Source organism: Pseudomonas sp. SH10-3B, assembly GCF_019891415.1.
Lineage (GTDB): Bacteria > Pseudomonadota > Gammaproteobacteria > Pseudomonadales > Pseudomonadaceae > Aquipseudomonas.
Genome location: NZ_JAFLXD010000010.1, coordinates 43263 through 55322 on the forward strand (window position 1 = coordinate 43263; position 12060 = coordinate 55322).

The following is a 12060-nucleotide window of genomic DNA, read 5'->3' on the forward strand; positions in this document are numbered from 1 at the left end:
CGAGTGCCTCGAAAAAGTTGGATTAAAGGGCGTTCAACCCCTGCAACAGTGCCTGGTGAAACTTCGCGGGCTCTTCCATCTGCGGCGCATGCCCCAGGCCTGGGAATTCGACCAACGTTGCGTGGGGAATCAGCTTGGCCACTTGCTTGCCCAATACCGCGTAGTTGCCGATCCTGGCCTTGACCGCCGGCGGCGCAATGTCTTTGCCAATGGCGGTGGTGTCGGCGGTCCCGATCAGCAACAGGGTAGGCATCTGCAGATTCTTGAACTCGTAGTACACCGGCTGGGTGAAGATCATGTCGTAAATCAACGCCGAGTTCCATGCGACCAGCGTATGCCCGGGGCCATTGCTCAGGCCGGCGTACATGTCTACCCAGCGTTCGTACTCCGGCTTCCAGCGTCCGACGTAATAGGTATTGAGTTGGTACTTGCGAATCCCCTCGGCGCTGACTTTCTGCTCTCGCGCATACCACTGGTCGACGCTCAGCGTGGGCACGCCCAAGGCTTTCCAATCTTCCAGGCCAATCGGATTGACCAGCCCAAGCTGCTCGGTCTGCTCGGGGTACATCAGCGCGTAGCGGGTGGCGAGCATACCGCCGGTGGAATGGCCAATGAGCGTGGCCTTTTGAATGCCGAGTTTTTCCAGCAGTTGATGGGTGTTGAGGGCCAACTGCTGGAAGCTGTACTGGTAGTGTTCGGGCTTGCTGGAGCTGCAGAAACCGATCTGGTCCGGTGCGACCACCCGATATCCGGCGTCGCTCAGGGCCTTGATCGAACCTTCCCAGGTGGCGCCGCAAAAGTTCTTGCCGTGCATCAGTACCACGCTGCGGCCGTTGGGGTGACCTTTGGCTGGCACGTCCATGTAGCCCATTTGCAAGGATTTGCCTTGGGATTGGAATTGGAAATGTTTGAGGGGGTAGGGGTATTGGAAGCCTTGCAGCTCAGGGCCATAGCTGGCGGCGAACGCCGGGGCGATGCTGGCCGTCAACAGGCCGGCGATGCAAAAAGCACGGGATAGAGGCATGGGCGGGGCTCCGAGTAGGGTGCTCGGATGCTCTTTGCGGGGGATTAACGGGGGATTAACACCCACTGCAAGGTCACGGCGGCGAGCACCGCGTAACGCAGGCCCTTGGCCAGGGTCACCAGCAGCAGGAACCGCCAAAACGGTTCACGCATCACGCCGGCCACCAGCGTCAACGGGTCACCAATCACGGGCACCCAACTGAGCAGCAGTGTCCAATGCCCCCAGCGTTGGTAATGATGGCGGGCTTTTTCCAGTTGCTTGTCGCTTACCGGAAACCAGCGACGCTGCTTGAAGTGCTCCACCCAGCGCCCCAGCCACCAGTTGACCAGCGAGCCAAGGACATTGCCCAAGGTGGCAATCCCCAGCAGCAACCACAGGCTGTAATGTCCGCTGATCAACAGGCCAACCAGTACGGCTTCCGATTGCAGTGGCAGTAATGTCGCCGCGCCAAATGCCGCGACGAACAGCCCCAGGTAACCCATCAGCACCGATCAGTGCGCCGGGTAGTCCGCCACCACCACATCATGGCCGTCGCGGGTCAGGCCGATGATTTGATAGGCCTCACTCTGCCCGTCCATCTCCATGCCAGGCGAACCCATGGGCATGCCCGGTGCCGAGATACCCAGCAGGTCGTCACGCTTGCGCAACGCCAGCACCTGCTCGGCGGGTACATGGCCTTCGACGAACTTGCCGTCGATCACGGCGGTATGGCACGAACCGAGGCGCGGGGCCACGCCCAGCCGTTGCTTGACGGCGCTCATGTCGGTTTCGAGGTGGTCATTGACCTTGAAGCCGTTGCTTTCCAGGTGGCTGATCCACTTTTTGCAGCAGCCGCAACTGGCGTCGCGATGCACGTCGATGGGAATCAGGTCGGCGGCCTGGGCCAGGGTGGTGGTGAACAGCGCTGAAAGCAGGGCCAATCGCAATGGGGTTTTCATTCGGGTGTCGTCCAATACCGGGCAGTAGGTCGGGCATTCTCCCTGCTTTTATCCGTAGGACGTTGCGGTAATGTTTCAAAATTATACGAAGGGCGGGTTTTCCATGCGGTGCCTGAGTTGGTCCAGTGCAACGGCCGATAGCTCGGTCATGCGCTCATGGAGGCTGGCCAACTGCAATTCGGTTTCATAGGTCAGCACGCGCTTGAACAGGGTGCCGTCGCGAAAGGGCTGCAAAAAGTAGTGAATCGAGCCGTCGACGACCAGTGAGGTGAACACCGTCTTGAATTCGCGAGGACGCCGGGCGATCTGCACGCGGTAGCTCATCGGCACACGTACACCCAACAGGTCGATCATTTCAGTAAAGCGTGCTCCGGCAGGGAGGGAGCCGCTGGTGCCGGTGTCGGCACCGAGGGAGGTGGGGTGCCATTCGTGCCAGCGATCCGGTTGGGTCACATAGTCGTAGACGGCATCGATAGGGGCCTGGATAAAGCGTTCCTGACTGATCTGCTCCAAGCGGACCGACTGCTCGACAGCGCGCATGGCACACCTCCTGTGTGGCTATGAACTGTCAGAATAGTCCCACTCCCGCACATTGCACGGGAGTGTCTCAGCCATTTATCAGCGCACCTTGAAACGACTCATCAACGCAATCACCCGGCCATTGGCGTCCAGCAGGCTTTGGGTATTGGTTTGCGTGGCGTGGCCGCTTTCCACCAGTTCGTCGACCATATGTCGGATATGCACCATGCTGCGGTTGATCTCCTCGGTCACCGCACTTTGCTGCTCGGCAGCGGTGGCGATCTGGGTGCTGAGGTTGTTGATATGGCTGACCGAACCGGCCATCTCGTCAAGGCCGGTGTTTACCCGTGCCGTGGCATCCGCCGCCGACTGGCAACTGGCCTGGGTGTTTTCCATGGCCGCTACCGACGAACTCACGCCGGTGGTCAAGCGCGCGAGCATTTCATTGATCTGCGAGGTGCTGGCTTGGGTACGAGCCGCCAGTGCGCGGACTTCATCCGCAACCACCGCAAACCCACGCCCCTGCTCGCCGGCACGCGCTGCTTCAATGGCCGCGTTGAGGGCCAGCAGGTTGGTCTGGCCGGCAATCGCGCCGATCACCCCGAGGGTTTCGGTGATGCGCGCAGCGTCCTGGCGCATGTTCTCGACGGTGTGGGTGGCACTGGCGACTTCGCCGATCAGCGCACTGACACTGGTGGACGCTTCACCCACCACCACGCGGGAGCGGTCGGCGTGTTCGTTGGCGCGTTGGGTGAACGAAGCGGTTTCCGCCGCGTTTTGCGCCACGGTATCGGCCGTAGAACTCATCTCGGTGATGGCGGTGACGGTCTGGTCGGTCTCCGAGGCGTGGCGCACCAGGATGCTGTTGGTGTGCGCCGAGGTTTGCTGCAATTGCTCAAGGCCCGATGACATGGCCCCGGTGGCCTGGGTCACTTCGCCGATCATGTCTTGCAGGTAGACGATAAAGCGGTTCACCGAATGACCGATGGCGCCCAGTTCGTCTTCGGCGCGGATGGTGATGCGCCGTGTCAGGTCGGCATCACCGGTGGACAGTGCGTCGATGTTGGTCTTCAGGATTGTCATGCGTTGCACCAATTGGCGGATCGCATAGACCGCCAGCAGCACCAGCAGCAACACCATGGGGACCTGCAGCAGGGCCAGGCTGCCGAGCACATCGTCGCGCTGGGCGGTGATCAGCGAGGTCGGCAGGGCGGTGGCCAGGAACCACGGCGTGCCTTCGATAGGCCGCATGTAGAAGGTACTGGCCACACCCTGATTATCGAATTCGCTGCTCTGCAAGGCCTGGTCGCGATGGGTGAGGGCTTTGCTGATCTGGGCGGCAAAGGCCGAGGTGCCGGCCAGTTCGCTGATGTTTTTCAACACCACCGGGCTGCTCAGGCGTGTGCTGTTGCTGATGATCTTGCCGTCGCCTTCGACGATCAGCATCTGCCCGCCGATGTCTTTTTCCTTGCTCGCCACCAGCTCATTGAAGAAACCCAGGGTCACGTCGATGGTGGCCACGCCGTACGCCGCGCCGTCACGCTGGATCGCCATGGCGCAGTTGGTGCGCGGCTCCTGGCTGGCATCGTCCTTATAGGCCGCGGCCCAGGCACATTGGCCGCGTGGCGACGCGAGGCCGCCCTTGTACCAGCTCTGGTCGTAATAGTTGGGGGCGGGGTCGCTGTTCCAGAACGTGTTGACCGCCAGCTTGCCCGAGGCGTCACGGTGCCAGAAGGTGCTGTGCTTGTTACGTCCGGGCGTGCGCTGGTTGGGCAGCGGCCAGATACCGCCACCGAATACTTTCAGCTCGCCATACTGGTCGACCAGGCCCGGCAGGACTTTGTCGATGGCATCGCTGTCGAGCAGGGGAATGGTTTGGGTGATGGTGCGTTGCTGGGACTGAACCTTGTTCAGTTCGCCCTGGATCTGTTCGGCCACCTCACTGATGCGGTTGAGCACCACCTGTTCTTCGGTCTGTCGCAGCTTGGGCGCGACCAACTGGCCGATACCGACGACGGTCAACACGAATAGCACCAGGACGAACAGCACCAGAAACAGGGTATAGCGAGCTTGGATGGAGCGCAGTGGGGGCATGGGGGTCGTCCTTACGAAGCGTTTATTATCGACGCGGCTTTTTGGAGCTTCGTAGGGCTATCGGCTTGAATGTGCGCAGCTTTAGGTACGTTGGTGCTAAATCGCGGTGTTTCGGCATAGCGAGGACAGGCACCGGGCTGTTGCCCGATGCCTTTAGGACGTGACGGCGCGTGCGGGGGTGACCTATGGCTTCATGTAGATGTGCAAATCCCCTGGGATATCTCTGGGGGAGATTGCCTTGGTGGGGTCCGGTGCACGGCCCTGGACCTTCATTCCAGCACTCCACGGTACTTTGGAGTTGTCAAATACGCCAATGCCGATGCTCCCTGTCAGCTCTGCGAGGCCTGGTACACCCTCTGAGGTGTTCATATGGGAATGGCCCACCAATGCGGCCCACTTTTCTGTACCGGACGTTGCCTGGATGGTTTCTGCGGCGTAGTAGTTGAATTCTTCCAGTCGCCGTACAGAACCGTGACCTGTCTGCGTGGGTTCGTGCAGGTGACGACGAATATCAATGTGTCGGGTGAGGTAGTAGTGGTCGATGGGCAACACTTCGATGCCGTCGGCCTCCAGCTTTTCGCGTAACTGCACAAATGTCGGTTGGGTTCGAGGTGAGTCGCTTCGTCCCAACCGTCCCACGCCGTCATCCACAAGCCCTTGCGGCATGTCGATCAAACCCTCGAAGTAGACTTTTTTGACACCTTGGTTCTTCAACGTTTCCACGTTATCGAACAGCACCCGGAAGCTGGCCATCTGATTGTGGCTTTCGCCAAACACCACCCCGGGCGAGTGTTCAAGGGCTTTTGTGATGAGCTCGGGTACGGGGATCGGTTCAGGGACGTCAGGAATGGCGGGCCGTGATGGGAGCCCCCCTTGTTTCATGGCGTCGTAGTATTCATTCATTTGCTCATTGAACCTATTCATCGTCGCCATCTTGGTATCGGGCTTGAAATGGTCCGGCTCCAACCTTCCGCGCGTGGCTTCTACATAGTCGCCGTCGGGTAGCGGTTTTCTGACCCGAATCGGGCGGCCACTGGCATCCATGGGATTGAATCGCTGCGCGTGACGCTGTCTGGGGGAGTGCGTCAATGGCGAATGGGGGGACAGCGTGTCAAGCGGGTTGAAGTCGCTCAGGGGAGGACCGTAAGGCTTCATCTTGTCCGGGTCATAGGCATATCGCTGGCCGTTGAACAGGACTGTGTCGCCCTGGTAGGTCTGGTCTGCGACCTTGAACGTGCCGTGGGTAATGGGCCCATGCTCGCGGGTGATCGTGCGGGTTAAATCATAAGTGCCAGTGGCGCCCTTGATCTTGTCCACGCCCTTGCCGATCAGCTTGGCACCGCCCTGTACCAGGTCGCCCACCCCGCTCAACGGATTGAGTTCACCGATCACGGTGGTGCCGAGGATTCTGGCAACCTTGAGGGCCTTGGTCGTCGCTTTAACGGTCCTGGACGCGACAGTAGCCACCTTGGCTGCCGCACCTGCGCCCGCCGTGACGAAACCGAAAATATCCATGCCCAGGTCGACGGCTCCATCCAGGTAGTTGCCCTCCGAAAAGTTCTGGATCGACGATTTGAGTGGAATCAAATCAAGGAAAAAATTCGCCAGTTTTGACTGGGTCTCCATTTGCCGATCAAAGGTGGTTGCGCCTTTGGCCTGCTTGATCACATCTGAGTTATAGATATCCAGATGTTGGGTAAACGCGTCGGCGATCGCCAGCGTACGGGGGCTGGAGAAGCTGTCGGGCACCGGCAGTGGTGTGCGCGCCTCTTTACTTTTTTCAAACGCGGTCGCAGCGATGTCTTTTGGGGTGAACGTCTCTATTGGATAGATTCGGCTGGCCTCGCGCGTTTGCTCTTGGGTCAATACGGTACCGGGAACCGCCTTGATAGTGGCTTGTTTGAGATCCACTTCATAAACCGTCTCGCCGCTCACGCCTGTGGACTTGATCAGCAACCGATCATTTTTTTTGGCAAGGGTTCGCCCAGTGAAGCCTGGGTCCAGGGTGTAGGTATGGTTCTGATAGAACTCAAGCCGTCCATATTCGAGATTCTCCCGGTCTTCGATCGGAAGTTGGCTGATCATCTGCCCGATGGCGATGGAGATCCCTTGTTTGCGGGCTTCCATGGCCTGAGTGAGCTGAGTATCGAACACTTCCTTTACGTCAAATGCGAGGGACTTGCCTTGTGTGGCGTTGACAATCCGCTCGTCTGTGGATTCCCACTCATACTGATGCAGCCCGCTCATTGCGATATCCAGCAACGAGTGTCGACCGGCGGGTGCGCGATTAGGGTCATAGAGCGGTTGGTCGTAGGGCTGCGAGGTGTTCTTGACGGTCAGCAGTTTCTCTTCAAAAGGTACATCCTCGCCAAATCGTTCTTTCAGCTTGGCCAGTGCGATTTCTTTACGGTTGGGGATTGCGGCCTCGATCTGGTCGCTGGCGCCGACCCGGGCGTCTGCCTGCCGGTTGAAGGCGCTCCTGGCCTTCTCAATGTCGGGGGTAGCGTAACGGCCAGCTTCTGTTTCAGAGAGCACGCCGTTGACGACACCCCAGACCCGCAGCGCAGCGGTCTGTGCCTGCTGGGTGACGGACAGGTTTTGCAGGCCGGCATTTTCGGCTTCCATCATGACTTGGGCGAAGGTCATGTTGGGCACTCTGCCGGGTGTCCAGGCTTCGATCGTTGCCGCTGCGATGGACAGGTTGACCCAGGCAGCGCTGCCGTAGGTCACGTTGGCGGGGATGTCTTTGATCAGCAGCTCGGGAGCTTTTCTGGCCAGTAACAGGTAGGCGCCGACGTTGGCCATTGCAGGTGTGGCGTAGCCTTCGGTCTCCAGATGCGCACTGAGGTTGCCCAACACCGCCGACGCGGGTTTGCCCCAATGACTTTGCTGGGCCAGATCGAAGTTGGCGACGGTGTTTGCATGGGGCTCGCCAATGGACGCCGGGTCCAGCAGCACATTCATCGCCGCCAAGGTGTAGTCGTTCACGCTGGTGTCGGTGGCGATACCTCTCAACTGAGTCTGCAAGGCTTGGCCCAGATCCTGCGCGCGTGGGGTGCCAAGCAGTGCCTCCAGGGCCTTGGCCGGGTCTTTCATGGCCTCGGCGGACAATGGCTGGTTGCTGTTCAAATACTCCAGTACACCCAGGCTTGTCCCCATCGGTCGAGGGTTCGGATGCTGGGTCGCATAGCGCAGGGCAGTTTCCAGCAGCGCGTTCTGCCCCTGGGCACTCAAGGGCATCGGCCAGGACAGCGCGCCGCCAAAGTTACCCAAAGGGTGTTGCTGGGTTCTATTGAGCACCGCGTCAGCCAACGCGGTCAGTGCAAAATGGCTGGTGGGTACGCTGAAGTTGGACGAGCGGATATACGCCTCAAGCGTGACGGTGTTACCGGCTTCGGAAGAGGAAGACGCGGGATGCACATCGATGAGTGTCGTTCTCAGCGCCCGCAGGATTGCCTGAGGCAGTGTGGTCTTGCCCAGGTCTAGGGCGATTTCGTTGAGTTTTTGCCCCAGGGCTCGCAGGTTCTGCATGTTTGCCTGGGCCTGTTCCAGGCCCGTATTGGCAGAGTCCGCATGCTGGGTACCTGTGGACGACTGGCCGGCTAATGGCTGGCGGTGGTTATCAATGGGGAGGGAGGGCAGAAAAGGGCGAGGCTGCTGGACGGCTACAGAAGGGGTTGTCATGGGGGGGTACCTTTCTTGACGTGGCAACAAAAGCGCCTGTTATTAGGAGGTTCCCTATTCCCCAGACGCCCCATTGGGTGTGGGAAACACCCACCGGGGTTCCTGCCGGGAGGCTTGCGGTTTGTAAAGTCGGGTGTCGGTAACGGCGTGAAACGTCCATCAGGGGGGCGGTCCACTCGTCTGCTGCCGGGGGGATGACGGAAATGCCGGACGCGCCAAAGTGTTTTATCACCTGTAACATACGCACCCGTCGCCGGGTGTATGCCTGGCATGTTCGGCGAACACAGTGGATACACTCTTCCGGTTCAGGAACCCCTCATGACCCAAAAGCAACGCTTGAAATACTCGATCCTGATCGCCCTGGCGGTACTGGCGACGATGTTTGGCCTGTCCTACCTGCAGAACATCGGGGCTATCAGTGAGAAGACGTTCCAGACCATCGCCATTGCGGTCGCAGTGGTCGTGGTGGTGATCAACGGCATCATGCGCCGCAAGGTCAAGCTCTAAGCCCGACCTTCGAGTACCTTCGCAGCCTCTTCATGGAGGCTGTAGCTTTTATCCGCGTTGAGGGTGATCACCCCCTCGCTGCAGAGGCGCTTGAGCACCTCGCGCACACTCAGGAACGACAGCGGAATCCCCAGCTCCAGCAGATGGCTGTGCACGCCGCGTACCCCCAGGGCGCGCTGGTTGTCGGCGGCGGTGAGCAGGGCGTCGATGACCTTCAGCCGAATCAGGCTGGTGCGCAAACCAAAACACTTGAGTAAATGCCGAATACGCTGGTTGCCTTGCTGTTCGGGCGTTTTACCGAACACTTGCGCGCCGCTGGTGAATTGGCTATCGGCGACCGAATGTCCGTCCGTGGGCACTTGCGGGTTGTACATGCAAAAACTCCTTATCAGAGCCTGATCAGGAAAATGATGGCGCTCTTATCTAATAAGACGAACGAGCAAGGGAAATCATGAAGTGAGGGATGTAGAAATTTCGTCGGTATCGGTTTTGTCACATCTCTGGAGCCTTAAATAAACGCCTGACCGGGTTAAATTTTTCGCGGTTTTTTGCGTCCTTACGGTGGGGTAGCAATCCCCGGTGAGGGTGTTCAATTTGACTGCGGAGTCTGTGTGATTATTTCCAACGGGTTGTCCAGGGTGTGCGTGGCGGGGTTGTTGCTCGGGTTGAGCCTGGCTGCTTCGGCACGGGAACAGGTGACGCAAGCGTCGGCGGATATCCGGCGTACCAGTTTCGGCGTGCCGCATATTCGCGCCAATGATGAGCGCGGCCTGGGCCTGGGCATCGGTTACGCCTATGCCCAGGACAACCTGTGCCTGCTGGCCAATGAAGTGGTCACGGTGAACGGCGAGCGGGCCAGGTACTTCGGCCCCGAGCAGTCGACCCTGGAAGAACGCAACAACCTGGCCAGCGACGTGTTTTTCACTTGGCTCAATACGCCCGGTGCCGTGGCGGCCTTCTGGAAGGCGCAAAGCCCGCAGATCCAGCAGCGCATGCAAGGCTATGTGGCCGGTTACAACCGCTACCTGAAAGAGCAGGGCGCACCCGCCCAGTGCCAGGCGGCCTGGGTACGGCCGCTGGTGGTTGAAGACCTGGTGAAATTGACCCGCAGGCTGCTGGTGGAAGGCGGTGTCGGCCAATTCGCCGAAGCCCTGGTCGGCGCCAAGCCGCCTCAGGCAACGGCGAGTGTGCAGCCCAGCGCCAAGGCGTTTGAACTGGCCGCCGCCAATCAACATCGCTTCAGTCTCGATCGCGGCAGCAACGCGGTGGCGGTGGGGCGTGACCGTTCGTTCAATGGACGTGGCATGTTGTTGGCCAACCCGCATTTCCCTTGGGTGGGCGGCATGCGCTTTTATGAAATGCACCTGACCATCCCCGGCCAACTGGATGTGATGGGCGCCGCGTTGCCGGGCCTGCCGGTGATCAATATCGGCTTTAACCAGCATGTGGCGTGGACGCATACGGTGGACACGTCCAAGCACTTCACGCTGTATCGCCTGACGTTGGATCCCAAGGATTCCACGCGCTACATGCTGGATGGAAAATCCATCCCCCTGGAAAAGACCTTGGTGACGGTGCAGGTTAGGCAAGCGGACGGCAGCGTCAAGCCTGTGACCCATCCGGTCTATAGCTCGCAGTTCGGCCCCGTGGTGCAATGGCCCGGCAAGCTGGATTGGGACAGCCACTACGCCTTCAGCCTGCGCGACGCCAACCTGGGCAACGACCGTGTCCTGCAACAGTGGTACGCCATGAACCGCGCCACGAGCCTTAAAGATCTGCAAACCTCGGTGCACACTCTGCAAGGTATCCCGTGGGTCAACACCCTGGCCGCCGATGACCAGGGCCAGAGCCTGTACATGAACCTGTCGGTGGTGCCCAACGTCAGCGCGGCGAAACTGGCGCAATGCAGCGACCCGCGTGCCGGCCTGCAGATGATCATGCTTGATGGCGCCCACAGCGCCTGCGCCTGGGACGTCGATCCACGCGCCGCCCAGGCCGGCATCTTCCCGGCTGACCAGTTGCCGCAGCTGGAGCGTAGCGACTACGTGCAGCACTCCAACGATTCAGCGTGGCTGGCCAACCCCAAGGCGCCGTTGACCGGTTTCTCCCCGGTGATCAGCCAGGACCACATCGGCCTCGGCCCGAGGGCACGCTTCGCCGTGCAACGCCTGCAATCCCTTGAGCAGCGCCCGATCAACGTCGCCGACCTGCAAAACATGGTGATGGACAACGAGGTGTACCTGGCTGGCCAGGTCATGCCCGACCTGCTGGAATTCTGCGCCAAACACCTGGGCGCCGACGCGGTTACGCTGACACCGCTATGCACCAGCCTCAAAGATTGGGACCAACACGCCAACCTCGACAGCGGCCTGGGCCTGGTGCACTTCATCAACCTGTTCGAGCACCTGCAGCAAATCCCTGATGCCTGGCGCGTTGCTTTCGACCCGGCCCAGCCCCTGACCACCCCACGCGGCCTGGCCATCGACCGCGGGCCCGTGGCCAAGGCCCTGCGCGAAGCCATGCTGGCCTCCACCGCAGCCGTCGCCAAACTCGGCCTCAACGCCGACAGCAAGTGGGGCGATATCCAGGTCAGCGGCCAAACCCCGATCCATGGCGGCCCGCAGGCGCTGGGGATCTACAACGCCATGCAAACCGTGCCCCGTGCCGACGGCAAGCGCGAAGTGGTCAGCGGCAGCAGCTACCTGCAGATCGTCACCTTCGACGACCAGGGCCCACACGCCCAAGGCCTGCTGGCATTCTCCCTGTCCAGCAACCCAGCATCGAAATACTCGAAGGACCAGACCCAAGCGTTCTCCGAGAAAAAACTGCGCCCACTGCCGTTCACCGACGCCCAGATCAAGGCCGACCCGCAGTACCAGCAGCAGCTCATCAAGGAGTAGGGCAGGCACGCAACCCCTTGATGCCAATGCGAAATATTTTTGAAATCAAGGGGTTGCAGGCAAAAGCAAATGAGTACATAATGGCGCCCATCGAACGCAACGAAGCATTAAAAACTTCAATGTATTCAATGAGTTAGAGTAGAGGCAGGGTTTTACAGCCCACTCAAGTTTTTATACGGTGAATGTCAGCAGCAAGGGCATTGATCGTTTGAGGCCGAGTAGCAAAATGGTTATGCAGCGGATTGCAAATCCGCCTACGCCGGTTCGATTCCGACCTCGGCCTCCACTCTTAGAAACCCCGTAGATTAACGTCTACGGGGTTTTTTATTGTCTGCGATTTGGTCATCACTTCCGCAATTTTTCGGATCGCTCCCGCAACCCTGTCTTTTTTGTC

At 59.8% G+C, this 12060-nt stretch carries 9 protein-coding genes and 1 tRNA gene; 3 read left to right on the forward strand and 7 right to left on the reverse strand.

All coding sequences use genetic code 11. The features are described 5' to 3' along the window. Positions 1-22 precede the first annotated feature (22 nt). From J1G35_RS10225 to J1G35_RS10250, 6 genes are all read right to left on the reverse strand, one after another. Positions 23-1024, reverse strand: coding sequence for an alpha/beta hydrolase (locus tag J1G35_RS10225; RefSeq protein ID WP_223014849.1), 1002 nt, complete (start codon positions 1022-1024; stop codon positions 23-25). A 44-nt stretch (positions 1025-1068) separates the two neighbouring features. Continuing rightward, entirely contained in the window at positions 1069-1512 is a 444-nt protein-coding gene (locus J1G35_RS10230; protein ID WP_172681450.1) for a YqaA family protein, read from the reverse strand. A gap of 3 nt (positions 1513-1515) precedes the next feature. Next, positions 1516-1962 carry a DUF411 domain-containing protein gene (locus J1G35_RS10235; RefSeq protein ID WP_053129556.1) on the reverse strand — a complete coding sequence of 149 codons (447 nt, stop codon included), beginning with the start codon at positions 1960-1962 and terminating at the stop codon, positions 1516-1518. An 81-nt stretch (positions 1963-2043) separates the two neighbouring features. After that, a complete protein-coding gene (locus J1G35_RS10240) occupies positions 2044-2502 on the reverse strand; it encodes an SRPBCC family protein (RefSeq protein WP_053129558.1) in 459 nt (152 codons plus the stop codon). Positions 2503-2580: 78 nt separating this feature from the next. Beyond that, entirely contained in the window at positions 2581-4575 is a 1995-nt protein-coding gene (locus J1G35_RS10245) for a methyl-accepting chemotaxis protein (RefSeq protein ID WP_223014850.1), read from the reverse strand. Positions 4576-4758: 183 nt separating this feature from the next. Beyond that, complete coding sequence (locus J1G35_RS10250; protein ID WP_223014851.1) at positions 4759-8259, reverse strand: membrane-targeted effector domain-containing toxin; 3501 nt, start codon at positions 8257-8259, stop codon at positions 4759-4761. 318 nt (positions 8260-8577) lie between these two features. Here J1G35_RS10250 and J1G35_RS10255 point away from each other — a divergent pair, with 318 nt between their 5' ends. Next, positions 8578-8766 carry a hypothetical protein gene (locus tag J1G35_RS10255; protein ID WP_016978057.1) on the forward strand — a complete coding sequence of 63 codons (189 nt, stop codon included), beginning with the start codon at positions 8578-8580 and terminating at the stop codon, positions 8764-8766. Here J1G35_RS10255 and J1G35_RS10260 read toward each other — a convergent pair. Further along, positions 8763-9140: a fe2+ zn2+ uptake regulation protein gene (locus J1G35_RS10260; protein WP_223014852.1), complete on the reverse strand. Its 378-nt coding sequence runs from the start codon at positions 9138-9140 to the stop codon at positions 8763-8765. The genes J1G35_RS10255 and J1G35_RS10260 overlap by 4 nt on opposite strands. Before the next feature lie 237 nt (positions 9141-9377). Here J1G35_RS10260 and J1G35_RS10265 point away from each other — a divergent pair, with 237 nt between their 5' ends. Both J1G35_RS10265 and J1G35_RS10270 read left to right on the forward strand, forming a co-directional pair. Beyond that, positions 9378-11666, forward strand: coding sequence for an acylase (locus J1G35_RS10265; RefSeq protein ID WP_223014853.1), 2289 nt, complete (start codon positions 9378-9380; stop codon positions 11664-11666). 212 nt (positions 11667-11878) lie between these two features. Then, positions 11879-11952 (forward strand) — tRNA-Cys (locus tag J1G35_RS10270). The last annotated feature ends 108 nt before the right edge of the window (positions 11953-12060 follow it).

Bases quoted from the DNA above. Each gene is read 5' to 3' on its own strand.
- J1G35_RS10225 (WP_223014849.1), bottom strand. From the start codon at position 1,024: ATGCCTCTATCCCGTGCTTTTTGCATCGCCGGCCTGTTGACGGCCAGC.
- J1G35_RS10235 (WP_053129556.1), bottom strand. From the start codon at position 1,962: ATGAAAACCCCATTGCGATTGGCCCTGCTTTCAGCGCTGTTCACCACC.
- J1G35_RS10240 (WP_053129558.1), bottom strand. From the start codon at position 2,502: ATGCGCGCTGTCGAGCAGTCGGTCCGCTTGGAGCAGATCAGTCAGGAA.
- J1G35_RS10245 (WP_223014850.1), bottom strand. From the start codon at position 4,575: ATGCCCCCACTGCGCTCCATCCAAGCTCGCTATACCCTGTTTCTGGTG.
- J1G35_RS10250 (WP_223014851.1), bottom strand. From the start codon at position 8,259: ATGACAACCCCTTCTGTAGCCGTCCAGCAGCCTCGCCCTTTTCTGCCC.
- J1G35_RS10255 (WP_016978057.1), top strand. From the start codon at position 8,578: ATGACCCAAAAGCAACGCTTGAAATACTCGATCCTGATCGCCCTGGCG.
- J1G35_RS10260 (WP_223014852.1), bottom strand. From the start codon at position 9,140: ATGTACAACCCGCAAGTGCCCACGGACGGACATTCGGTCGCCGATAGC.